Origin of the sequence: Streptomyces albidochromogenes, from assembly GCF_005981925.1 — a bacterium.
Taxonomy (GTDB): Bacteria; Actinomycetota; Actinomycetes; order Streptomycetales; family Streptomycetaceae; genus Streptomyces; species Streptomyces albidochromogenes.
Map to the genome: position 1 here is coordinate 1 of NZ_VBVX01000035.1, position 22,138 is coordinate 22,138.

Here is a 22,138-nt window from a genome sequence, read left to right on the forward strand (position 1 = left end):
GTCCCCGGCCAGCCGCCCGGCCAGGTCCCGCCGCCCGGCGGCTATGGTCAGCCCGCCCCGTACGGCCAGCCGCAGGGCATGCCCCCGGGCGCCCCCCAGGGCATGCCGCAAGGCGTCCCCCAGGGCGCCCCGCAGGGCGGCGCCGGGCTCAAGGCGGCCCTCCAGCCGTACCGCGAGGCGGCCACCGGCCAGCGCTGGACCCCGCAGAACCAGCAGCTCATGCGCGTGGAACTCGGCATGGGCGGTACGCCGATCCTCGCCCGCCAGGGCAGCATGGTGATGTACCAGGGCAAGGTGGACTTCAGCCACAAGGGCGCGGGCTTCACCGGCCGCATCGTCGGCAACGCGACCGGCCAGGAAATGCAGCTGATGCGCTGCTCCGGCCGCGGCCAGGTCTTCCTCGCGGAGAACGGCGCGCACCTGCACCCGATCGAGCTCCAGGGCGACGGCATCTGCGTCTCCGCCGAGAACGTGCTCGCGTTCGACGAGTCGCTCCAGTACGAGGTCCGCCGTATCGAGGGCCACGGCATCCCCGGCGGCGCCCTGTTCACGATGCAGTTCCAGGGAACGGGCACGGTCGTCGTCAAGACGCACGGCGTCCCGGTGGTCCTGCCGGTCACCCCGACCACGTTCGCCGACGCCAACGCCGTCGTCGCGTGGTCCTCCGCCTCCCAGGTCATCCTCTCCAGCCAGGTGCGCCTGCGCCGCAACGCCTACCCGGGCCACAGCGGAGAGACCGTGAACCTCCAGTTCCGGGGAGCGCCCGGAAACTTCATCGTCGTCCAGCCCTACGAGGTCTGAGGGAGCCCGTCATGAATCAGCAACTCGCGGGCTTCGCCCCGACCCCGATCGCGGCCCGTATGGAGAACCACGGGCGCGCGATGCTCAAGGTCGCCATGGCCACCGGCCAGGACCTCTACGCACGCACCGGCTCGATGGTGGCGTACGAGGGCTTCATCCAGTACGAGCCGAACCCGCCCGCCGTCCGCCAGATCGCCTCCCAGTGGGTCACCGGCGAGGGCGCGCCCGTCATGAAGTGCAGCGGCGACGGCCTGCTCTACCTCGCCGACTACGGCGCGGACGTCGTCGTCATCAACCTGAACAACGACTCGCTCTCGGTCAACGGCAGCAACGTCCTCGCCTTCGACGCCCACCTCCAGTGGGGCGTGGAGAAGGTCAAGGGCATGGCGAAGTTCGCCGGACAGGGCCTGTGGAACGTCGAGATCGCGGGCACCGGCTGGGTCGCGCTGACCTCGCGCGGCACGCCGATCGTCGTCGAGTGCGGTCGCGGCGAGGACGAAACGTACGTCGACCCCGACGCCCTCGTCGCCTGGTCCCCGAACCTCAAGGTCAAGGGCAAGCGCAGCTTCAAGGCGTCCGCCCTGGTCGGGCGCGGCAGCGGAGAGGCCTACCAGATGGCTTTCTCCGGCGAGGGAATCGTCGTCGTACAGCCGAGCGAGGACAGCACCGACCGCCTGCGGGTCCGGGGCTGAGGGGGAGCGAGAACACACCATGCAGAGCCCGCTTTTCAGCCACACCGAGCAGCAGTCCCAGGACCGGTACGCCGTGCAGAACCCGCAGCTCCTGCGGGTCTCGCTGACCGGCCACGACGACATCCTCGCCCGCAAGGGCGCCATGGTCGCGTACCAGGGGCTGATCGACTTCGACGGCGAGTACCAGTCCAGCGGCCAGCGCCGCGCCCGCGCCAACACCGGTGAGGGCCTCGACCTGATGCGCTGCTCCGGGCAGGGCACCGTCTACCTCGCCAACCTCGCGCAGTACGTCCACCTCGTGGACGTCGACCGCGAGGGCATCACCGTGGACAGCGCCTACGTCCTGGCGCTGGACTCCTCGCTGTACACCGAAGTCATCGCCGTGGACAGCCAGTACGGCATCTCCGGCACCGGCAAGTACCAGCTCAACATCACCGGGCAGGGCAAGGTCGCGCTGATGACCTCGGGCCAGCCCCTCATGCTCCAGGTCACGCCGGACAAGTACGTCAACGCCGACGCCGACGCGATCGTCGCCTGGTCCAGCTCCCTGCGCGTGCAGATGCAGGCCCAGACGCACTCGTCGAACGTGCGCCGCCGGCGCGGCAACACCGGCGAGGGCTGGGAACTCAGCTTCCTCGGCCAGGGCTTCGCGCTCGTCCAGCCCAGCGAGGTCATGCCGCCGCAGGACGCTCAGCTGGGACAGGGCGTCGCCGCCCAGTTCGGCGCCGGACAGCAGGGCGCCCGCGGTCAGAACCAGAACAACGCCTGGAACTGAACCCCTCGGGGACACAGGTAAGGGGCGGGCTCCGGGGAGCCCGCCCCTTACTCACCCGCGGGTGTACGCCGTTACAGCGCCGCCCGGGTACGTTCCACCAGCCGCACGACCGACGCGTCGGCCACGCCCGCCACCTCGTCGTACGCGAACCAGCGCAGATCCAACGACTCCTCGCTGATCGCCTCGACCGCCCCGCCCGGCGCCAGCGCGGCGTACTGCACGTCCAGGTGCCAGTTGCAGGGCGCCGGGATCGGATGCCGGTCCAGCCGCACCGGGCCGCCGGGCAGCAGCGTGAGCCCCGCGATGCCGGACTCCTCCGCGGCCTCGCGCAGCGCGGCGGCGCTCAGCGTCGCGTCCCCGGGCTCGCAGTGGCCGCCCATCTGGAGCCACATGTTCAGCTTCCGGTGCAGCGTCAGCAGCACCCGCCCGCGCTCGGGGTCGACCACCAGCGCGCTCGCCGTGACGTGCCCGGCCTCGCAGGCCTTCCACATCCCGTCGGGGTGCGCCGACAGGTGGTCGAGGTACGTACGGCGCAGGTCGTCCTGGTCCTCGTAGCTTTTCAGTACGAGGACCGCGTCGTCGTGCAGGCTCACTTGTCGCTGTCGCCCTCTGCGTCGTTCTTCTCCTCGCCGTCCGCGTCCTTCGTCAGGTCCGGCTTGCGCGGGCTGCCCCCGGCCGCCTCGCCGAGCATCTTGTCGATCTCGGAGAAGTCCAGCTGCTCGCGGTGCACGAACCCGTCCGGGTCGTCCAGGTCCTCGGCCGTCGGCAGCATGTCCGGGTGCTCCCACAGCGCGTCGCGCCCGTCCAGGCCGCGCGCGTCCGTGAGCGAGGCCCACAGCCGCGCCGCGTCCCTCAGCCGCCGCGGCCGCAGCTCGAGGCCGATGAGCGTCGCGAAGGTCTGCTCGGCGGGACCACCGGAGGCGCGGCGCCTGCGCAGCGTCTCCCGCAGCGCGTCCGCCGACGCGAGCCGCGGCTTGGCCGCCTCGTGCACCACGGCATCCACCCAGCCCTCGACCAGCGCGAGCGCCGTCTCCAGGCGGGCCAGCGCCGCCTTCTGCGCCGGAGTGTCCTCCGGCTGGAACATGCCCTGCTGGAGTGCCTCCTGCAGCTGCTCCGGGTGCGACGGGTCGAGCTGGCCGACCACGTCCTCCAGCTTCGAGGTGTCGACCTGAATGCCGCGCGCGTACCCCTCGACCGCGCCGAACAGATGCGAGTGCAGCCACGGCACGTGGGCGAAGAGCCGCTGGTGAGCGGCCTCGCGCAGCGCCAGGTACAGCCGCACCTCGTTCTTCTCGACGCCCAGGTCCTTGCCGAACGCCTCGATGTTCAGCGGCAGCAGCGCGGCCTTGCCCGCCGGGCCCAGCGGCAGCCCGACATCGGTGGAGCCGACCACCTCGCCCGCCAGCACGCCCACGGCCTGCCCGATCTGCTGGCCGAACATCGCGCCGCCCATGGACCGCATCATCCCGAGCAGCGGGCCCGCCATGGCCTGCATCTCCTCGGGCAGTACGTCGCCCATGGCCGCTCCGACGCGCTCGGCGACCGGGTCCACCAGCTGCTGCCACGCGGGCAGGGTCGCCTCGACCCACTCCGCGCGGCTCCACGCCACCGACGTGGCGGCACCGGAGGGCAGCGAGGTCACGCCGTCCAGCCACAGATCGGCCAGACGCACCGCCTCTTCGACGGCGGACCGCTCGCCGGGGCTCACGCTGGAATCCTTGGAGCCGTCGGCCGTGCCCTGCGCGACCGTCTGGCGGGCGATGTCCTTGGCCATGTCCCAGTTCACGGGACCGCCCTCGTAGCTGAGCATCTGCCCGAGCTGCTGGAAGGCCGCGCCCAGGTCGTTCGGGTTCAGCGAGCCGAACATCGCGGCGAACGGATTGTCGCCGCCGCCCGGGCCCCCGGCGCCGCCCGGCAGACCGAACCCGCCGAACGGGTTCGCCGGACCCTGGCCACCCTGGCCACCGCCCTCGCTGCCCTTCTTCTTGCCATCGTCGCCGTCCTCCGGCTCCTCCGGCGGAAGGCCGAATCCGAATGGGGTGTCACTCACGGGTTTCCTCGGCTCGTAAGGCCGCCGGCTCAGGCCGGCGGCAGCTGCCCGACATCACCACCCAGCGTAGACACCGGAGCCCGAGAAGGGCTCGGTGCTCCGCCAGGACTCTGCCTGCGGCAGGATGGACGCCACCTGGTCCGTACGCGCCAACGCGTGTACGTACTGAAGACAACCGCTGGAGACGCCTGGTGAGTTCCCCAGATCCGCAGGTTCGCGCATCGCAGAGCGCCGAAGTTCGCCAGAGGCGAAACGACTCGGCCCGGGCCGGCCGTGGCCCCGTCGTCGCGGTCACGGGCGCCGCCTCGGGCATCGGCGCGCTGCTCACCCAGCGCCTCGCCGCGTCCGACGAGATCAAAAAGGTCGTGGCGATCGACGAGCGCCGCGGCGACGTGGCCGAGGCGCACTGGCACATCCTGGACGTGCGCGACCCGGCCATCGCGGAGAAGCTCAGAGGCGCCGACGTCGTGGTGCACCTCGCCCTCGACCTCGACCTGGAGTCGGACCCCGCCGCGCGTACGGCGTACAACGTGCGAGGCACCCAGACGGTGCTCACCGCCGCCGCGGCCGCCGGGGTCCACCGGGTCGTGCTGTGCACCTCGGCCATGGTCTACGGCGCCCTGCCCGACAACGACATCCCGCTCTCCGAGGACGCCGAGCTGCGCGCCACCGCGGAGGCCGCCGGCGTCGGCGACCTGCTGGAGATCGAACGCCTCGGCCGCCGCGCGCCCCGCGCGCACCCCGGCCTGAACGTCACCGTGGTGCGCCCCGCGGTCCTGGTCGGCGGTACGGACACCGCCCTCACCCGGTACTTCGAGTCGCCCCGCCTCCTGGTCGTCGCAGGGTCCCGCCCCACCTGGCAGTTCTGCCACGTCGAGGACCTGGTCGCGGCGCTGGAGTACGCCGCGCTGGAGAAGGTCGACGGCGAGCTGGCGGTCGGCTGCGACGGCTGGCTGGAACAGGAGGAGGTCGAGGAGCTCAGCGGCATCCGCCGCATGGAGCTGCCCTCCGCGGTCGCCCTCGGCGCCGCCGCCCGGCTGCACCGGATCGGCCTCACGCCGTCCCCGGCCGGCGACCTCGCGTACACGATGCACCCGTGGGTGGTGAGCGTGAGCCGGCTCCACGCGGCCGGCTGGCGGCCGCGGTGGACCAACGAGGAGGTACTGACCGAACTGCTGGAGGAGGTCGCGGGCCGGCACACCGTCGCGGGCCGCCGCCTGGGCCGCAAGGACGCCACGGCCGCGGGCGCAGCGGGCGCCACCGTCGCCCTGCTGGGCACGGCCGCGCTGGTACGCCGTGTGCGCAAGGCGCGGGGCCGCATGTAGGACTCTCCATACCAGGGGCCCGTACAGCCGGTCGAAAGCGCTATTCCGCAATGTCAGTGCGGTACGGCACGATGGCAGCATGGCAGGAACGCATTCCCACCCGGGCGAGCAGGCGGCGCAGGACCCCATCCGGCTGCTGGCGATTCGCGACACCCCGCTCTCCGTCGACGAGATCTTCAGAGCCGTGGGGGACGACGCCGCGGGCGGCACCGCGCTGTTCGTCGGCACCGTGCGCAACCACGACGGCGGCGCCGACGTGGACCGGCTGGGCTACTCCTGTCACCCGTCCGCCGAGGACGAGATGCGCCGGGTGGCCGAGAAGGTCGCCGCGGACTTCCCCGTGCGCGCCCTGGCGGCCGTCCACCGTGTGGGTGACCTGGAGGTCGGTGACCTCGCCGTGGTCGTGGCCGTCTCCTGCCCACACCGGGGCGAGGCTTTCGAGGCCTGCCGCAAGCTGATCGACGACCTGAAGCACGAAGTGCCGATCTGGAAGCACCAGACGTTCTCCGACGGCACGGACGAATGGGTCGGAGCCTGCTGAGAAGATCTCCGTCGAAACCCGGCCGGCGCGCAAGCGCCCCGATTTGCGTAACCGGGCCCCTGCCGTGAGCGTTGGACGCACCAGTGGCTAATCTGCTGATCGGCCCAACGCGGTCGGTCCCTAGGGGTCGGGAGGTCGGGATGGCGGCACTCGCGTGGTTGCTGATTCCGCTTTTCGCTGCACTCGGTGCAGCGATATGGGCGAGCTGGACAGCCAGAAACCGGACGGCCGGCGATGTCTCCGAACTCGCCGGCTACGCGCGGTTCCGGGAGGCGATGGAGAAGTCCCATTCCGGTTCCGGCGCCGTCTGACGCGGCATGGAGCCGGCCCGACCGTACGTCCGGCGCCCGTGGCCCCGTACGGACCGGCCCCAGCGGTGTACTGACAGACCCGTCCCGTACTGTCGTTCCATGCCACGCCGCACAGTGACGATGCTCGCCTCCACCCTCATCCTGATCGCGCTGCTGTGCGCGGGCGTCTTCATCAAGGTCCCGTACTCGGAGATGTCCCCCGGGCCCACGTTCAACACGCTCGGCGAGGCCAAGGGCGAGCCGGTGCTCCAGATCTCCGGTCGCAAGACGTACCCCACGAGCGGCCACCTCAATATGACGACGGTCAGAGTCACCGGCGCGGACTACAGGATGAACCTGGTCGAGGCGGTCTACGGCTGGCTGGCGCACGACAGCGTGGTGGTCCCGCACGACACGCTCTACCCGGACGGCAAGACGGAAGAGCAGTCGACGCAGGAGAACGCCGAGGAGTTCAGCCAGTCCCAGGAGAGCGCCAAGACCGCAGCGCTGCGGGAGCTGGGCATCCCGGTGAAGACCCGGGTCGTGGTGTCGACGGTCCTCAAGAACAGCCCCGCCGAGGGCAGGCTGCACGCGGGCGACGTGATCAAGGCCGTGGACGGTACGCCCGTCAAGGACCCCAAGGACGTCGCCAGGCTCGTCACCCGGCACAAGCCCACCGAGAAGGCCGTCTTCACGATCGTCCCCGCGCAGGACGCGGCCGCGGCGGAGAAGGCCGGCAAGGAGCCGGTCGGCAGCAAGGACGTCGTCGTCACGACGAAGAAGGCCGACGACGACGACCGTGCCGTCGTCGGTATCCAGGCGGGGCCCGACCACACCTTCCCGTTCAGCGTCGACATCAAGCTGGTGGACGTCGGCGGCCCCAGCGCCGGTCTCATGTTCTCGCTCGGCATCGTCGACAAGCTCACGCCCGGCTCGCTGACCGGCGGGAAGTTCGTGGCGGGCACCGGCACGATCGACGACGCCGGCAAGGTCGGCCCGATCGGCGGCATCGAGATGAAGACGGTCGGCGCGCGTCAAGCGGGCGCGCAGTACTTCCTCACGCCCGAGGACAACTGCGCGGCGGCGGCCGCCGACGTCCCCGACGGCCTGACCCTGGTGAAGGTCGAGGCGATCGACGACGCGAGGAAGTCGCTGGAGAAGATCCGTGGCGGGGACACGGCCGGCCTGCCGCGGTGCACGACGGGCTGACCGCCGGCGACCGGGGCCGTGCCCCCGGGCCGCTACGCCTCGAAGGTCGCGGCCAGTGCCTCGGCCAGCCCGGGAACGAGCATGGCGCCGGTGAGCACCTCGGTGGGGGAGTCCTTCTCCCGCAGCCGCAGCGCGGACTCGCGCACGCCGTTGCGCAGCACGGCCACCGTCATGCGGACCTCCTGGCGGTCGGGGTGCTTCGCGACCCACTTCGCCAGCTGGGCCTCGTTCAGGCCCTCGGGCACGGACGCCTCGGCGGACGGCGGGAGCATCAGCCGCTCCACCGTGAGCGCGCAGCCGGCCACCGCGTCGGGCCAGGCGATCGTCGCGAGGAACTCGTCGAGCGGGGTGCCCGACGGGATCTCTTCCTGCTCGACCGGCGTCAGCGTGGCCGCCGGCTCGCCCTCGGCGAGACCGAGCTGAGCGGCGAGGCCCGGCTCCTGGGCGCGCAGCTGGGCGGTGTCGACGAGGGCGAACAGCCTCGCCGGCTGGTCCCAGCCGAGGCCGGAGGTGTATTCGTCGATTTCGAGCACGGCTCGGGTGAGCGGGCTCGTGGCCATGGGGGGCCCGGAGGGGGAAACGTTGGACATGGTCGACATCCTGCCTCCTTCGGACCCCAAAGCGGGAACTGAGTAAAGCTTCAGTAAGTTGCATGAGTGGGCTCTACGATCGCGGAGCCTGCTTCTACGACAGCGAACTTTCGAGGTGCGCACCTTGGCTTTCCAGATGCCGGACCGCGGCGGAGGCCCGACAGGGCCACGGATCAGAGTCGGCCGCCCGTCCCGGCGTGTCCGGACCCTGCTCATGACTTTGGGCGTCCTGGCCGTCCTGGCCATGGCGTTTGTCATGTTCGCCGGGTTCTGGACGGACTGGCTCTGGTACCGCTCGGTCGACTATTCGTCCGTTTTCACCACCACACTGTGGACCAAGATCGGGCTCTTCGCCGTCTTCGGGCTGCTGATGGCGCTCGCCGTCGGTGTGAACATCTGGCTCGCGCACCGGCTCCGGCCGCCGCTGAGCGCGATGTCCCTGGAGCAGCAGAACCTGGACCGTTACCGGATGGGCATCGCCCCGTACAAGAAGTGGGTGCTCCTCGGGGTCACCGCTCTGGTCGGGCTGATCGCCGGGGCCTCCGCGTCGGGGCAGTGGCGCACCTGGCTCATGTGGGTCAACGGTGTGTCCTTCGGCCAGAAGGACCCGCAGTTCCAGCTGGATGTGTCGTTCTTCGCGTTCGACCTGCCCTGGTACCGCTTCCTGCTCGGTTTCGGCTTCGCGGCCGCCATCCTCTCCCTGATCGCCGCCGCCCTCGTGCACTACCTGTACGGCGGGCTGCGGATCACCAGCCCGGGCGCCAGGGCCACCGCCGCGGCCACCGGGCACCTGTCGGTGCTGCTCGGCATCTTCGTGGCGCTCAAGGCCGTCGCGTACTGGCTCGACCGGTACGGGCTCGCGGTGAAGTCGAGCGACTTCAAGGCGACGGGCAACTGGGCCGGCCTGCGCTACGTCGACGCGAACGCCTACCTCCCGGCGAAGACGATCCTCTTCTGCATCGCGGTCATCTGCGCGCTGCTGTTCTTCGCGACGCTGTGGCGCCGCACCTGGCAGCTTCCCGTCATCGGCTTCGGCCTGATGGTGCTCTCGGCGATCCTCATCGGCGGGCTCTACCCGGCGATCGTGCAGAAGTTCCAGGTCCAGCCGAACGAGCAGGCCAAGGAATCGCCGTACATCAAGAAGAACATCGACGCGACGCGCAAGGCGTACGGCATCGACGACGCCAAGGTGGACGACTACCAGGGCGTCGGTGACAGCAAGGACAACTCGCAGCTGCGCGAGGACGCCGACTCGGCGGCCAACTACCGGCTGATCGATCCGAACGTCGTCCCGCCGACCTTCGACCAGCTCCAGCAGGAACGTAAGTACTACCAGTTCCCCACCACCCTGGACGTGGACCGCTACAAGGGCCAGGACACGGTCGTCGGTCTGCGCGAGCTGGACCTCCAGGGCATCCCCAAGCGCAACTGGATCAACGACCACTTCACGTACACCCACGGTTACGGCGTGGTCGCGGCCAAGGGAACGGCGGTCAAGCCGGACACCGAGGGCGCCCCGGACTTCACCGAGTCCGGTCTGCCGACCGAGGGCACGCTCGGCGCGTACGAGCAGCGGATCTACTACGGCGAGAAGACCCAGCAGTACTCGATCGTGGGCGGCCCCCAGAAGGAGCTCGACTACGAGAAGAACGGCGAGCCCACCAAGACCACCAGCTACCAGGGCAAGTCCGGGGTCAACCTGTCGAACCCGCTGAACCGCGCCGCGTACGCGGTGGCCTTCAGCGAGCCGCAGATCCTCTACTCGGGAGCCATCGGCGAGGGCTCGCGGATCCTGTACAACCGCACGCCCAAGGAGCGCGTCGAGGCGGTCGCGCCGTGGCTGTCCCTCGACGGCGACGCCTACCCGGCGGTTGTCAACGGGCGCGTCCAGTGGATCGTCGACGCGTACACCACCACGAACGGCTACCCCTACGCGTCGCGCACGACGCTCGGGGACACCACGGCCGACTCGCTGTCGCAGACCGACAGCCAGCGCGCGGTGATCGCCCAGCAGAACCAGGTCAACTACATCCGCAACTCGGTGAAGGCCACCGTCGACGCGTACGACGGCACGGTCAAGCTGTACCAGTGGGACACCGAGGACCCGGTCCTCAAGACCTGGATGAAGGCGTTCCCGGACACGGTGAAGCCGAAGGGCGACATCGCGCCCGCGCTGATGGAGCACCTGCGCTACCCGCAGGACCTCTTCAAGGTGCAGCGTGAGCTGCTCACCCGGTACCACGTCGAGAGCCCGTCGCAGTTCTACAGCGGCAGTGACGCGTGGCAGGTGCCGGACGACCCGACGACGGGCGAGAAGAGCTCCGTACCGCCGTACTACCTGAGCCTGAAGATGCCGCAGGAGCAGGGCAGGAAGTTCTCGCTCACGACGACGTTCACCCCCAACGGGCGCCCCAACCTCGGTGCGTTCATGGCGGTCGACGCCGACGCTTCGAGCAAGGCCTACGGCACGATAAGGCTGTTGAGAGTCACGGGCGACGTGCCGGGTCCGCAGCAGGTGCAGAACCGGCTCAACAGCAACGCCGAAGTCGCCGAGTTCGTCAGGAACATGAAGGGCGCCAACTCGGACATCGAGTACGGCAACCTGCTGACGATCCCGCTGAACGACGGCTTCCTGTACGTCGAGCCGGTGTACGCCCAGGGCAACAACGCCTATCCGCTCCTGAAGAAGGTCGCCGTGTCGTACGGCAGGGAGACCGTCTTCAAGAACACGCTCGGTGAGGCGCTGAACGCCGTCTTCGGCGAGGAGGGCGAGACGCCGCCTCCGCCGGGCGACGGCGACGGTGACACCACCACGCCGCCGACGGAGGGCGACGAGTCGCTGCAGAAGGCCATCGAGGACGCCCAGAAGGCGTACGACGAGGGCGAGGCCGCGCTCAAGGAGCAGGACTGGACCGCCTACGGCAAGGCCCAGGAGAAGCTCCAGGACGCGCTGCAGCGGGCCGCGGAAGCGGATGCCGAGACCGAGGCGCCGGCCAGCCCGGGCGCCGAGGGCGAGAAGCCCGAGAAGCCCGCCGGGCAGGACGAGAAGGGCGACCAGAAGGGCAGCTGAGCTGGGACGTCCCCGCGCCGTGGTACTGTTTGAACACAACGGCGCGGGGTGGAGCAGCTCGGTAGCTCGCTGGGCTCATAACCCAGAGGTCGCAGGTTCAAATCCTGTCCCCGCTACTCAGAAGAAGACGAGGGCCCGGATCTCGAAAGAGATCCGGGCCTTTGTTGTGCGCCCGGACCGTCCGTGCGCCCGTGCGAAGCGTCCTTCATGCGGGGGGAGTTGGCGATTAGGCGTTTGGAGTGTCTCTCTGTGGGCATGTCGACAAAACGCTGAAGTGACCTCACTGGCTGCGGTATACCAGGTGTACGCGGGTTGCGGGTGGTGCGACGATGGTTTTTATGGGGGACAGGACAACTCTGTTGGAGACAGGGCGGTTTGTGCAGCGACATCAGGAGCACGCTGTGGACACCGTGGACACCGCTGAGGACGAGTCCGAGGCGAGGCACCGCCGCGCCGCCGAGAACGGCGACACCGAGTCGATGAGCGTGCTCGGCTCGCTGCTGCTGCGCCGAGGGGACCTCGACGGCGCCGAGCCGCACCTGCGCGCCGCGACCGCCGACGGCGACCGCGCCGCCGCGAACAACCTGGGCGTGCTCCTGCACCAGCGCGGATACGCCGACGAGGCGGCCGGCTGGTGGCGCATCGCCGCCGTGGCCGGGTCCGCCGCCGCCGCGCACGCGCTCGGCCGGCACTACCGCGAGCGCGGCGACGAGCCCGCCGCCGAGTACTGGCTGCGCCAGTCCGCCGAGCAGGGGCACGCGCTGGGCGCCTACGCCCTCGCCGACCTCCTCGAACACCGCAGCGACGTGGGCGCCGAGCGGTGGCTGCGCGCCGCCGCCGAGCAGGGGCACCGGGAGGCGGCGTACCGCCTGGCCCGCACGCTGGACCGCCGCGCGTCGGCGGAGGCGCGGACCGGCGTCGGCGCCGCCGGGATCCTCCCGGGCGACGCGGGCACGGCCGGCGGCCGCCGGGACGCCCGCCCCGGCACGGGCGCCGTCCGGGGGCGCGGCCACCTGGACTTCGACACGGGCACCCGGCACCCCGCCGCGGCCCCGCGCACCGGCCCCGGGCTCGGTCCTTCGGGCACGCGCTACCCCGGCTACGGATACGCGGAGGCCGAGGACGGCTCCGGCGCGGGCACCGGGGAGCTCGAGGGCCCCGTCACCGGTGTGCGCCGAGAGGGTACGGACGCCGACCCGCCGGCCGCGAAGGCGGCCCAGGGCCGGGCCGCCGACACGGGCCCCGGCACCGGCACGCGCCACGCCACGGGAAACGGCCGTACCGGCGCGGGCCCCGGCACCGGGACCCGGCACACCGGGACCGGGGCCGGGGAGCTGCCCCCGGCCGTCGAGGCCGAGCAGTGGTACCGCCAGGCCGCCGCGCGCGGTCACCGGCGCGCCGCCCTGCACCTCGGCGCCATCCTGGAGGAGCGGGGCGAGCTCAAGGAGGCCGGGCGCTGGTACCTCACGTCGGCCAAGGACGGCGAGCCCCGGGCCGCCTGCGCACTGGGCTTCCTGCTGCGCGACGCCGGGGACGAGGAGAGCGCCGCCGTGTGGTGGCTGCGCGCCGCCCAGGACGGCGACGGCAACGCGGCCAACGCGCTGGGCGCCCTGCACGCCGCGCGCGGCGAGCAGCAGACCGCCGAGCGCTGGTACCGCGCCGCTCTGGACGCCGGTGACGTCAACGGGGCGTACAACCTCGGGCTGCTCTGCGCCGCCCAGGGGCGTACCGCCCAGGCCGACCAGTGGTACCGCCGCGCGGCCTACGCGGGCCACCGCGAGGCCGCCAACGCTCTCGCGATCCTGCTGCTCCAGGGCGGGGACGCGGCCGGCGCCGAGCCCTGGTTCTCCAAGGCAGCCGAGGCCGGCAGCGTCGACGCCGCCTTCAACCTGGGCATCCTCCACGCCGGGCGCGACGACGACCGTACGGCCTTCGTCTGGTACGAGCGCGCCGCCGCCGCCGGGCACACCGAGGCCGCGCTCCAGGTCGGCATCGCCCTGCTGCGCGACGGCGAGGAGCAGGACGCCGAGCGGCATCTGCGCTGCGCGGCCGGCAGCGGCAGCGCCGAGGCGGCGTTCCGGCTCGCCACGCTGCTCGACAGCCGGCAGCCCCCGGCGGGGCCGCCCGGGCTCGGCGAGACGCTGAACGAGAAGACCGAGTGCGAGGAGTGGTACGAGCGGGCCGCCGAGCAGGGGCACCGCCGCGCCCAGGTACGGGTGGGCATGCTCGCCGCGGGCCGGGGCGACCTGGAGGGCGCCGCGCGCTGGTACCGGGAGGCGGCCGAGGCGGGCAGTCGCAACGGCGCCTTCAATCTCGGGCTGCTGCTGGCCCGCGAGGGCAGCGAGCCCGAGGCAGCCCTGTGGTGGTCCCGCGCCGCCCACGCGGGCCACGGCCGCGCCGCGCTGCGCCTCGCGCTGCTCGCGGCCCGCCACGGCGAGCTGGACGAGGGCGAGCGGTGGTGCGCGCGGGCCGTCGAGCTGGGTCCGGCCGAGGTCGCCGAGCGGGCGGCGCGGCTGCGGGAGGCCCTGCACCAGGAGCTCACGGCGTAGGGCCGTGGGGCCACGGCTGGCGGCGGATCGTTTCGCCACTGGCCGCCCGCTGTTTCGCCACCGGTCACCGCGGAGAGGGAACGGATTTGCGCCGGTCGGCAGGGCGACGTACAGTCGGGTTTACCGACGCGGGGTGGAGCAGCTCGGTAGCTCGCTGGGCTCATAACCCAGAGGTCGCAGGTTCAAATCCTGTCCCCGCTACTGATGAAGTAGCCGAAGGCCCGGATCTCGAAAGAGATCCGGGCCTTCGGCGTGCAGTCGTGCAGTGACGCGAACGGCGAAGGGCCCGGCACCGGATTCCGGTGCCGGGCCCTTCGGCCGTGTCGAGGCGGGTCAGGCGGAGGCGCAGGTGGGGCACGTGCCCCGGTAGGTCACCTCTACGTCCGAGATCGTAAAGCCGAAGCGCTCGGAGTCGGGCAGGTCCGTGAGCGGATCGCCGACCGGGTGAACGTCGCGTATGGCGCCGCAGCGCGCGCACACCAGGTGGTGGTGCGGGCGGTGCGCGTTCGGGTCGTACCGCTTCGCCCGGCGGTCCGTGGACACCTCGAGCACCTCGCCGAGGGACACCATCTCACCCAGCGTGTTGTAGACGGTCGCCCGGGAGATCTCGGGCAGCTTCGCGACGGCGCGCGCGTGCACCTCGTCGGCAGTCAGGTGGATGTGGTCCCCGTCGAGGACTTCGGCCACGACGCGCCGCTGAGCGGTCATGCGCCAGCCGCGTCCGCGCAGTCGTTCCAACAGGTCACTCATGCGATCCAGCCTAACAGTGGTGGGACCCAGGTCCCGAACGGGTGTGACTTTGGATGTTTGCTTGACTTAGACAAAGTCTATTGTAGGATCGAGAACGGCAAACGCCAAGGGACAGGACTTGCAGGTATGACGCAGGAGGCGCACGTGACGCAGGGACCGCTTACCACGGAGGCCGGCGCGCCGGTCGCCGACAACCAGAACAGCGAGACCGCTGGCGTCGGCGGTCCCGTTCTGGTCCAGGACCAGGCGCTGCTGGAGAAGCTCGCGCACTTCAACCGCGAGCGCATACCGGAGCGCATCGTCCATGCGCGCGGTGCCGGTGCCTACGGCACCTTCACCGTCACCCGTGACGTCTCGCAGTGGACGCGGGCGAAGTTCCTCTCCGAGGTCGGCAAGCAGACCGAGACCTTCCTGCGCTTCTCGACGGTCGCGGGCAACCTCGGCTCCGCGGACGCGGTGCGCGACCCCCGCGGCTTCGCGTTGAAGTTCTACACGGAGGAGGGGAACTACGACCTCGTCGGGAACAACACCCCCGTCTTCTTCATCAAGGACGCCATCAAGTTCCCGGACTTCATCCACACGCAGAAGCGCGACCCGTACACCGGCTCGCAGGAAGCCGACAACGTCTGGGACTTCTGGGGCCTGAGCCCCGAGTCGACGCACCAGGTGACCTGGCTGTTCGGCGACCGCGGCATCCCGGCGACGCTGCGCCACATGAACGGGTACGGCTCGCACACGTACCAGTGGAACAACGAGGCCGGCGAGGTCTTCTGGGTCAAGTACCACTTCAAGACCGACCAGGGCATCAAGAACCTCACCACCGACGAGGCCAACCGCCTCTCCGGCGTCGACCCCGACTCGCACCAGCGCGACCTGCGCGAGGCCATCGAGCGCGGTGAGTTCCCGTCCTGGACCGTGCAGGTGCAGATCATGCCGGCGGCCGAGGCGGCGACGTACCGCTTCAACCCGTTCGACCTGACCAAGGTCTGGCCGCACGCGGACTACCCGCCGATCGAGATCGGCAAGCTGGAGCTCAACCGCAACCCGGAGAACATCTTCGCCGAGGTCGAGCAGTCGATCTTCAGCCCCGCGCACTTCGTGCCGGGCATCGGCCCGTCGCCCGACAAGATGCTCCAGGGCCGCCTCTTCGCGTACGGCGACGCCCACCGCTACCGCGTCGGCATCAACGCCGACCACCTGCCGGTGAACCGTCCGCACGCCACCGAGGCGCGGACGAACTCCCGTGACGGCTTCCTGTACGACGGCCGCCACAAGGGCACCAAGAACTACGAGCCCAACAGCTTCGGCGGCCCCACGCAGACGGGCCGGCCGCTGTGGCAGTCCGTCCCGGTCAACGGCGGCACGGGCAACCACGAGGCCCCGGTCCACGCCGAGGACAACGACTTCGTCCAGGCGGGCAACCTCTACCGCCTGATGTCCGAGGACGAGAAGGGCCGCCTGATCGACAACCTGGCCCAGTTCATCTCCAAGGTGTCGCGCGACGACATCGCGGAGCGCGCGGTCAACAACTTCCGTCAGGCGGACGACGACTTCGGCAAGCGGCTGGACGCCGCGGTCCAGGCCCTGCGCGGCTAGTACGGACGCTTGTCGTGGGCAGAGGGCCGGATCCCCCGAGGGGGTCCGGCCCTCTTTCGCGCTCAGGCCACGAGGGCTCCCGGTTGCGGCCGCGACCGACTGCGGCCCGGTGCCCAGCAGCGGATGATGTCGCGTACGGAGACGACGCCGACGGGGCCGTCTCCGTCCAGCACGATCAGGTGCCGGAAGCCGCCGTGCGCCATGGCGTCGGCGGCTTCCTCCAGCGTCCAGCGGGGGGCCGCGAAGACGACGTCGGTGGTGGTGTGGGTGCCGGCCGTCTCCCGGTCGGGGTCCTGGCCCGAGCCGATGGAGACGAGGATGTCGCGTTCGGTCAGGATGCCGAGGCCGCCGGCGTCGGTGTCGAGGACGACGGCCGCCCCGACGCGGCGCTCCGCCATCAGTCGGGCTGCCTGGCGGAGTGTGTGGGCGGGGCCGATGGTGAGGACCACCGTGCTCATGGCGTCACGGACGAGCATGGACGGAGCCACCTCCTTGGTGAAGCGGGCATCTGCTACGAGAACCGATTCACAAGTTCACAAGTGGGGGGACTCACAGAGTGGCAGTTGACCGGCGAGGCAACAAGGGGGCGCGGGAGGGGGAGTTGGGCGACCGGACGCCCCCGCACGCCGGTTTTCCGGGCGCGGGGGCCACGGGCACTAGGCGCGCAGGTAGTTCAGCATCTCCTCGTGGAGCAGGCCGTTGGACGCCGCGGCGTTGCCGCCGTGGGGGCCCGTCACTCCTTCGAGGCTGGTGAAGACGCCACCCGCCTCCTGCACGATGATCGCGTTCGCTGCCATGTCCCAGAGCGAGAGCTCGGGTTCGGCGCAGATGTCCACCGCGCCCTCCGCGACCATCATGTACGGCCAGAAGTCGCCGTAGCCGCGCGTCCGCCAGCAGTCGCGGGTCAGGCCCAGGAAGCCGTCGAGCCGGCCCCGCTCCTCCCAGCCGCTCAGCGAGGAGTACGCGAAGGACGCGTTCTCGATCCGGTCGACCTTGGAGACGTGGAGGCGGGTGGCGGAGGTGAGGCTGCGCCCGGTGTACGCGCCGCCGCCCTTCGCCGCCCACCAGCGGCGGCCCAGCGCGGGCGCGGACACGACGCCCATCACGGGCTGGAAGCCGTTCTCGCCGGCCTCCATGAGCGAGATCAGGGTCGCCCAGACCGGCACGCCCCGCACGTAGTTCTTGGTGCCGTCGATCGGGTCGACGACCCAGCGGCGCGGGCCCGTGCCCTGGAGCCCGTACTCCTCACCCAGGACGGCGTCGCGCGGCCTGCCGCGGTGCAGGTGGCTGCGGATCAGCTCCTCGGCGGCCTTGTCGGCCTCCGTCACCGGCGTCATGTCCGGTTTCGTCTCGACCTTGAGATCCAGAGCCTTGAAGCGCTCCATCGTCGTGGCGTCCGCGGCGTCGGCGAGAACATGGGCAAAGCGCAGATCATCGTGGTAGTCGGGCATGACTGAACAGTATCGACCGCGTTCTGCGCGAACCACACGGTCTCGCGGTGCGGGCGCCGCCCGCGGCCCGGTACGCGCGGCGCGGGGCCCATTGACAGTGTCCGGCGGCGCGTCAACTCTGAAACCCCAGCCGTCGGGGAGGCGAACGCGATGCCCACAGCGCGAGAAGCCCTGCTGGACGCCGCCTTCACCGCGCTCGCGGTCCGTCCGTGGTCCGGGGTGCGGATGGTCGACGTCGCTGCGGCGGCGGGCGTCTCGCGGCAGACCCTCTACAACGAGTTCGGCACCAAGGACGGCCTGGCCCGCGCGCTGGTGCGCCGCGAGGCCGACGGATTCCTGGCCGGGGTCGAGCGGGCGCTGGCCGGCCGGCTGCCCGAGCGGGCGGCGGGGCGGGGAGCGGGCCGGGCCCACACGCCGGCGGCGGCCCGGACGGCGGGCCCCGAGGACCGGCTGGTGGCCGTGGCCGAGTGGACCGTCGGCGCCGCCCGCGCCAATCCGTTCGTCCGCGCGCTGCTCACCGGGTGCTGGGGCGACCGGCTGCCCGCCCCCCGGCCGGCGAGGACCGTCCCGTACACGGCGGTGTCCCCGGTGCCCGCCCAGCGCCGCGCCGACGCCGGATCGCCGGGGCCCGCCGAACTGATCGCGGCGGTACGGGACAGGGCGCTCGCCGCGCTCGGGACGGGACGTACGAAGGAGGAGGCGGCGGAGGTCGCGTACCGCTGCGAGCTGGTCCTGCGGCTCGCGCTCTCGTACGTCCTGACGCCCACGGCCCCGGCGGACGGCTTCACACGGCTGCTGCGCAGGGCCCTCGCCGGGGCGGGCCAGGGCGGACCGGGCCTCAGTGGGCCGAACCCGAGAGCTGGAGGCCGATGACGCCGATGATCACCAGCGAGATCGAGATCAGCTTCAGCGTCGAGACCACGTCGCCGAGGAAGACCATCCCGTAGATCGCGGTGCCCGCCGCCCCGATGCCCGTCCACACCGCGTACGCCGGTCCCACGTCGAGCTTGCGCAGCGCGAGCGTCAGCAGGCCGAAGCTGCCGAGCGCGAACGCGCAGAAGGCGACGGTGGGCCAGAGCCGGCTGAAGCCGTGGGACAGCTTCAGGCACACGGCGAAGCCGGTCTCCAGCAGACCGGCCACTATCACCAGCAGCCACGCCATGGTCGGTCGCCTCCCGCGTCGGTGACTGCTTTGCCTGACTTGGTGCGATTATGCACTTGCCGGGCGCCCGCAGAGGTGAACGCGGCGGGGTCAGTCGCCCTCGCGCCGCTCCCGGGTGGCGAGGAGCCGGCGCAGCGAGTCGAGCCGGGCCGGATCGGCGTGGCCGTCCGCGACCCACTGGTCCAGCGCGCACTCCGCCTCGTCGTGGCTGCAGCCGCGCGGGCAGCCCTCCGTACCCGGCTCCAGGTCCGGGAACGCGAGGATGACCCGGGACGGATCGACGTGGTGCAGCCCGAAGGAGCGCACGCCCGGGGTGTCGATCACCCAGCCGGCCACGCCCGTGAGCGGCAGCGCGAGCGCCGACGTGGTGGTGTGCCGGCCTCGGCCCGTGACCGCGTTGACCACTCCGGTCGTACGCCAGCGGTCCTCGGGCACCAGCGTGTTGACCAGGGTCGTCTTGCCGACGCCCGAGTGGCCGACGAACGCCGTGACCTTGTCCTCCAGGTGCTTGCGCACCAGGTCGGTCGCCGCCCCGTTCGCCAGGTCCTCGCGGCTGGTGACGACGTACGGGACACCGAGCGGGCGGTAGGCGTTCAGGAGGGCGTCCGCCGGGGCCAGGTCCGACTTGGTCAGGACGAGCAGCGGCGTGAGCCCGGCGTCGTACGCCGCGACCAGGCAGCGGTCGATCATGCGCGGGCGCGGCTCGGGGTCGGCCAGCGCGGTGACGATCGCCAGCTGGTCGGCGTTGGCCACGACCACCCGCTCGAACGGGTCGTCGTCGTCGGCCGTGCGGCGCAGCACGGAGGCGCGCGTCTCGACGCGGACGATGCGGGCCAGCGTGTCCTTGTCACCCGTCAGGTCACCGACGATGGCCACCCGGTCGCCCACGACGACGGACTTGCGGCCCAGCTCGCGGGCCTTCATCGCGATGACCGTACGGTCCTCGACGAGGCAGGTGATGCGGCCCCGGTCGACGGTCAGGACGAAGCCCTCGACGGCGTCCTCGTGCTTGGGCCGGGTGTGCGTACGAGGCCGGTTGCCCTTGCGGTTCGGGCGGATCCGGATGTCGTCCTCGTCGGGGTTCTTGCCGTAGCGGCGCATGTCGTCAGGCCCCGTCAGTTTCCGTCGAGCATTCCGGTCCACATCTGCGGGAAGTCGGGCAGTGTCTTGGCCGTGGTCGCGACGTCCTCGATCTGCACGTCCTTCACGGCGAGGCCGATGATCGCGCCGGCGGTCGCCATACGGTGGTCGTGGTACGTGTGGAAGGTCCCGCCGTGCAGGCGGCGCGGGCGGATGCGCAGCCCGTCGGCGGTCTCGGTGACGTCGCCGCCGAGCGCGTTGATCTCCCGGGTGAGGGCGGCCAGCCGGTCGGTCTCGTGCAGCCGCAGGTGCGCGACGCCGCGCAGGACGGACTCCGAGTCGGCCAGGGCGGCGACCGCCGCGATGCCCGGGGTGAGCTCGCCGACGTCACCGAGGTCCACGTCGATGCCGTGCACGGTCCCGGTGCCGGTGAAGGTCAGCCCCTGCTCGGTGAGCTCGCAGGAACCGCCCATCTCGGTGAAGATCTCCCGCAGCGCGTCGCCCGGCTGGGTGGTGCGCTCCGGCCAGTCGGGGATGGTGACGCGGCCGCCCGTGATCAGGGCGGCGGCCAGGAACGGCTGCGCGTTGGACAGGTCGGGCTCGATGGTCAGGTCCCGGCCGAGCAGGGCCCCGGGGGAGACCCGCCAGACGTTCGGCTCACCGCCCGACTCGGGGGTGTCCACCTGGGCGCCGACCGCGCGCAGCATGTCGACCGTCATCCGGATGTGCGGCATGGACGGCAGTACGGCGCCGGTGTGCCGCACCTCGACGCCCTGGTTGAAGCGCGGGGCGGAGAGCAGGAGCGCGCTCACGAACTGCGACGACGCGGACGCGTCGATGTCGACCGACCCGCCGTCCAGGGCCCCGTTGCCGTGCACGGTCAGCGGCAGGGCGCCGCGGCCGTCGTCGTCGATACGGGCGCCCAGCGTGCGCAGCGCGTCGATGACGGCGCCGAGGGGACGTTCGTACGAACGGGGGTCGCCGTCGAAACGCACGTCACCGTCCGCGAGCGCCGCGACGGGCGGCAGGAAGCGCATCACGGTGCCGGCGTTGCCGGCGTCGACCGCGGCGGGCCCGTGCAGCCCCGCCGGGATGACGCGCCAGGCCTCGCCCGAGCCGCTGAGCTCGGCCGTCGCCGACGAGCTGGACGAGACGGTCTCCTCGATGCCGACGCCCATCGCGCGCAGCGCGTCGGCCATCAGCAGGGTGTCGCGGGAGCGCAGCGGGTGGCGCAGCCAGCCGGGCTCGGCGGCGAGCGCGGCCAGGACGAGCGCGCGGTTGGTGACCGATTTCGATCCGGGCACGGTGACGGTCGCGTCGACGGCTTCGCCCGCGCGCGGGGCGGGCCAGAGGGCGGGGTGCACGGAGCTGTCGGTCATGGCCATCACTTTAGTGGCTCGCGGCGGAGCCGGATCTTGATCAAAAGCGCCGAAACCAGGGCGTAACCCAACGGTACGGGCGCCGTGACACACCGTGGCGGCCGGTCCTACAGTCCGAGCAGCCAGCGACCGCCGCCCAGCAGCGCGCAGAGCGACACCGTGTGGAAGAAGAGCAGCCACACCAGGGCCGGTACGTGCGTGAGCCGCGACAGCTGATCGGCGTCCGAGTCGGGGGCGCCGCCGTGGCGGCGCTTGGACTGGAGCTCGAAGGCGGGCCGGACACCGCCGACGAGAAGGAACCAGACGGCGGCGTACGCGAAGGCGGCCTGCACCTCCGGCGTCGTGAGCCACGAGATCAGCAGGAAGGCGGCGCCGGTGACGATCACGGTCAGGGCGCCGTACGCGTTGCGGATCATCACCAGCATCGCGAGCAGCAGGGCCGTCGCGATCCACAGGAAGAGCGTGATGCGGTTCGCCGCGAGCAGCCAGGCGCCGCCGAGGCCCAGGAGGGAGGGCGCGGTGTAGCCGGCGGCGGCGGTGAGGATCATGCCGATGCCGGTGGGCTTGCCCCGGCTGACGGTCAGGCCGCTCGTGTCGGAGTGCAGGCGTATGCCGTCCAGGCTGCGCCCCGTGAGCAGGGCGATCAGGCCGTGGCCGCCCTCGTGGGCGATGGTGATGGCGTTGCGCGCCACGCGCCAGAGGACGTGCGGGACGACGACGGCGAGAGCGGCGACGGCCGTGGCGATCACCAGCCACTGGTCGGGATCGGGCTGGGTACCGAAGACGCGGTCCCACAGGTCGCCGAGCTGGGTGCTGTCCATTTTCCGG

The 22,138-nt window shown here is 71.5% G+C and carries 21 protein-coding genes and 2 tRNA genes; 13 read left to right on the plus strand and 10 right to left on the minus strand.

What is annotated here, in order from left to right; all coding sequences use genetic code 11:
- From E2E34_RS07390 to E2E34_RS07400, 3 genes are all read left to right on the plus strand, one after another.
- A partial coding sequence (locus E2E34_RS07390; protein WP_208765172.1) for an AIM24 family protein occupies positions 1 to 801 on the plus strand: 801 nt, incomplete at its 5' end.
- A gap of 11 nt (positions 802 to 812) precedes the next feature.
- Entirely contained in the window at positions 813 to 1,493 is a 681-nt protein-coding gene (locus E2E34_RS07395) for an AIM24 family protein (RefSeq protein WP_138901116.1), read from the plus strand.
- 19 nt (positions 1,494 to 1,512) lie between these two features.
- Positions 1,513 to 2,268: an AIM24 family protein gene (locus E2E34_RS07400; protein WP_138901117.1), complete on the plus strand. Its 756-nt coding sequence runs from the start codon at positions 1,513 to 1,515 to the stop codon at positions 2,266 to 2,268.
- Between the two features lie 71 nt (positions 2,269 to 2,339).
- Here E2E34_RS07400 and E2E34_RS07405 read toward each other — a convergent pair whose 3' ends face one another.
- Together E2E34_RS07405 and E2E34_RS07410 are read right to left on the minus strand one after the other, a co-directional pair.
- Positions 2,340 to 2,861, minus strand: coding sequence for an NUDIX hydrolase (locus tag E2E34_RS07405; RefSeq protein ID WP_138901118.1), 522 nt, complete (start codon positions 2,859 to 2,861; stop codon positions 2,340 to 2,342).
- A complete protein-coding gene (locus E2E34_RS07410; protein WP_138901119.1) occupies positions 2,858 to 4,318 on the minus strand; it encodes a zinc-dependent metalloprotease in 1,461 nt (486 codons plus the stop codon). The genes E2E34_RS07405 and E2E34_RS07410 overlap by 4 nt, the downstream gene beginning before the upstream one ends.
- Positions 4,319 to 4,509: 191 nt before the next feature.
- Between E2E34_RS07410 and E2E34_RS07415 the strand changes: the two genes are divergently transcribed.
- From E2E34_RS07415 to E2E34_RS07425, 4 genes are all read left to right on the plus strand, one after another.
- The gene (locus E2E34_RS07415) at positions 4,510 to 5,643 is read left to right on the plus strand and encodes an SDR family oxidoreductase (protein WP_138901120.1); all 1,134 of its coding nucleotides are present in this window, start codon (positions 4,510 to 4,512) and stop codon (positions 5,641 to 5,643) included.
- 79 nt (positions 5,644 to 5,722) lie between these two features.
- Positions 5,723 to 6,184: a molybdenum cofactor biosynthesis protein MoaE gene (locus tag E2E34_RS07420; RefSeq protein ID WP_138901121.1), complete on the plus strand. Its 462-nt coding sequence runs from the start codon at positions 5,723 to 5,725 to the stop codon at positions 6,182 to 6,184.
- Positions 6,185 to 6,324: 140 nt separating this feature from the next.
- On the plus strand, positions 6,325 to 6,495 hold the full coding sequence (locus E2E34_RS35340; protein ID WP_167518242.1) for a hypothetical protein: 171 nt from the start codon (positions 6,325 to 6,327) through the stop codon (positions 6,493 to 6,495).
- A 99-nt stretch (positions 6,496 to 6,594) separates the two neighbouring features.
- Positions 6,595 to 7,683 carry a YlbL family protein gene (locus E2E34_RS07425; RefSeq protein WP_138901122.1) on the plus strand — a complete coding sequence of 363 codons (1,089 nt, stop codon included), beginning with the start codon at positions 6,595 to 6,597 and terminating at the stop codon, positions 7,681 to 7,683.
- 32 nt (positions 7,684 to 7,715) lie between these two features.
- On the opposite strand, the gene E2E34_RS07430 is transcribed toward E2E34_RS07425, so the two are convergent.
- A complete protein-coding gene (locus E2E34_RS07430; protein WP_138901144.1) occupies positions 7,716 to 8,273 on the minus strand; it encodes a PPA1309 family protein in 558 nt (185 codons plus the stop codon).
- A 136-nt stretch (positions 8,274 to 8,409) separates the two neighbouring features.
- On the opposite strand from E2E34_RS07430, the gene E2E34_RS07435 reads away from it, so the two are divergent.
- The 4 genes from E2E34_RS07435 (at position 8,410) to E2E34_RS07450 (ending at position 14,093) form a co-directional block, all read left to right on the plus strand.
- Complete coding sequence (locus tag E2E34_RS07435) at positions 8,410 to 11,343, plus strand: UPF0182 family membrane protein (RefSeq protein ID WP_138901143.1); 2,934 nt, start codon at positions 8,410 to 8,412, stop codon at positions 11,341 to 11,343.
- A gap of 42 nt (positions 11,344 to 11,385) precedes the next feature.
- Positions 11,386 to 11,459 (plus strand) — tRNA-Met (locus tag E2E34_RS07440).
- Between the two features lie 213 nt (positions 11,460 to 11,672).
- Positions 11,673 to 13,892 carry a tetratricopeptide repeat protein gene (locus E2E34_RS07445; protein ID WP_138901123.1) on the plus strand — a complete coding sequence of 740 codons (2,220 nt, stop codon included), beginning with the start codon at positions 11,673 to 11,675 and terminating at the stop codon, positions 13,890 to 13,892.
- A gap of 127 nt (positions 13,893 to 14,019) precedes the next feature.
- A tRNA-Met gene (locus tag E2E34_RS07450) sits at positions 14,020 to 14,093 on the plus strand.
- Positions 14,094 to 14,225: 132 nt separating this feature from the next.
- Here E2E34_RS07450 and E2E34_RS07455 read toward each other — a convergent pair.
- A complete protein-coding gene (locus tag E2E34_RS07455) occupies positions 14,226 to 14,642 on the minus strand; it encodes a Fur family transcriptional regulator (protein ID WP_138901124.1) in 417 nt (138 codons plus the stop codon).
- Positions 14,643 to 14,786: 144 nt separating this feature from the next.
- Between E2E34_RS07455 and E2E34_RS07460 the strand changes: the two genes are divergently transcribed.
- Positions 14,787 to 16,238: a catalase gene (locus tag E2E34_RS07460; RefSeq protein ID WP_208765173.1), complete on the plus strand. Its 1,452-nt coding sequence runs from the start codon at positions 14,787 to 14,789 to the stop codon at positions 16,236 to 16,238.
- A 62-nt stretch (positions 16,239 to 16,300) separates the two neighbouring features.
- Here E2E34_RS07460 and E2E34_RS07465 read toward each other — a convergent pair whose 3' ends face one another.
- Both E2E34_RS07465 and hisN read right to left on the minus strand, forming a co-directional pair.
- Positions 16,301 to 16,714, minus strand: a complete 414-nt coding sequence (locus E2E34_RS07465; RefSeq protein WP_138901126.1) for a CBS domain-containing protein — start codon at positions 16,712 to 16,714, stop codon at positions 16,301 to 16,303.
- A gap of 180 nt (positions 16,715 to 16,894) precedes the next feature.
- Positions 16,895 to 17,689: a histidinol-phosphatase gene (gene hisN, locus E2E34_RS07470; protein ID WP_138901127.1), complete on the minus strand. Its 795-nt coding sequence runs from the start codon at positions 17,687 to 17,689 to the stop codon at positions 16,895 to 16,897.
- Positions 17,690 to 17,839: 150 nt separating this feature from the next.
- Between hisN and E2E34_RS07475 the strand changes: the two genes are divergently transcribed.
- Entirely contained in the window at positions 17,840 to 18,562 is a 723-nt protein-coding gene (locus tag E2E34_RS07475; RefSeq protein WP_138901128.1) for a TetR/AcrR family transcriptional regulator, read from the plus strand.
- On the opposite strand, the gene E2E34_RS07480 is transcribed toward E2E34_RS07475, so the two are convergent.
- The 4 genes from E2E34_RS07480 to E2E34_RS07495 form a co-directional block, all read right to left on the minus strand.
- The gene (locus tag E2E34_RS07480; protein WP_138894894.1) at positions 18,528 to 18,851 is read right to left on the minus strand and encodes a DMT family transporter; all 324 of its coding nucleotides are present in this window, start codon (positions 18,849 to 18,851) and stop codon (positions 18,528 to 18,530) included. The genes E2E34_RS07475 and E2E34_RS07480 overlap by 35 nt on opposite strands.
- Positions 18,852 to 18,941: 90 nt before the next feature.
- Positions 18,942 to 19,952 (minus strand): ribosome small subunit-dependent GTPase A, encoded by a 1,011-nt coding sequence (gene rsgA, locus E2E34_RS07485; RefSeq protein ID WP_138901129.1) that lies wholly within the window; start codon positions 19,950 to 19,952, stop codon positions 18,942 to 18,944.
- 14 nt (positions 19,953 to 19,966) lie between these two features.
- A complete protein-coding gene (gene aroA / locus E2E34_RS07490) occupies positions 19,967 to 21,310 on the minus strand; it encodes a 3-phosphoshikimate 1-carboxyvinyltransferase (RefSeq protein ID WP_138901130.1) in 1,344 nt (447 codons plus the stop codon).
- 107 nt (positions 21,311 to 21,417) lie between these two features.
- A complete protein-coding gene (locus E2E34_RS07495; protein WP_138901131.1) occupies positions 21,418 to 22,131 on the minus strand; it encodes a M50 family metallopeptidase in 714 nt (237 codons plus the stop codon).
- Positions 22,132 to 22,138: the final 7 nt, after the last annotated feature.

Coding starts and splice junctions, on each gene's coding strand:
- E2E34_RS07400 (WP_138901117.1), top strand. CDS start 1,513: ATGCAGAGCCCGCTTTTCAGCCACACCGAGCAGCAGTCCCAGGACCGG.
- aroA (WP_138901130.1), bottom strand. CDS start 21,310: ATGACCGACAGCTCCGTGCACCCCGCCCTCTGGCCCGCCCCGCGCGCG.
- E2E34_RS07480 (WP_138894894.1), bottom strand. CDS start 18,851: ATGGCGTGGCTGCTGGTGATAGTGGCCGGTCTGCTGGAGACCGGCTTC.
- E2E34_RS07395 (WP_138901116.1), top strand. CDS start 813: ATGAATCAGCAACTCGCGGGCTTCGCCCCGACCCCGATCGCGGCCCGT.
- E2E34_RS35340 (WP_167518242.1), top strand. CDS start 6,325: ATGGCGGCACTCGCGTGGTTGCTGATTCCGCTTTTCGCTGCACTCGGT.
- E2E34_RS07425 (WP_138901122.1), top strand. CDS start 6,595: ATGCCACGCCGCACAGTGACGATGCTCGCCTCCACCCTCATCCTGATC.
- rsgA (WP_138901129.1), bottom strand. CDS start 19,952: ATGCGCCGCTACGGCAAGAACCCCGACGAGGACGACATCCGGATCCGC.
- E2E34_RS07475 (WP_138901128.1), top strand. CDS start 17,840: ATGCCCACAGCGCGAGAAGCCCTGCTGGACGCCGCCTTCACCGCGCTC.
- E2E34_RS07465 (WP_138901126.1), bottom strand. CDS start 16,714: ATGCTCGTCCGTGACGCCATGAGCACGGTGGTCCTCACCATCGGCCCC.
- E2E34_RS07430 (WP_138901144.1), bottom strand. CDS start 8,273: ATGTCCAACGTTTCCCCCTCCGGGCCCCCCATGGCCACGAGCCCGCTC.
- hisN (WP_138901127.1), bottom strand. CDS start 17,689: ATGCCCGACTACCACGATGATCTGCGCTTTGCCCATGTTCTCGCCGAC.
- E2E34_RS07435 (WP_138901143.1), top strand. CDS start 8,410: ATGCCGGACCGCGGCGGAGGCCCGACAGGGCCACGGATCAGAGTCGGC.
- E2E34_RS07455 (WP_138901124.1), bottom strand. CDS start 14,642: ATGAGTGACCTGTTGGAACGACTGCGCGGACGCGGCTGGCGCATGACC.
- E2E34_RS07495 (WP_138901131.1), bottom strand. CDS start 22,131: ATGGACAGCACCCAGCTCGGCGACCTGTGGGACCGCGTCTTCGGTACC.
- E2E34_RS07445 (WP_138901123.1), top strand. CDS start 11,673: ATGGTTTTTATGGGGGACAGGACAACTCTGTTGGAGACAGGGCGGTTT.
- E2E34_RS07420 (WP_138901121.1), top strand. CDS start 5,723: ATGGCAGGAACGCATTCCCACCCGGGCGAGCAGGCGGCGCAGGACCCC.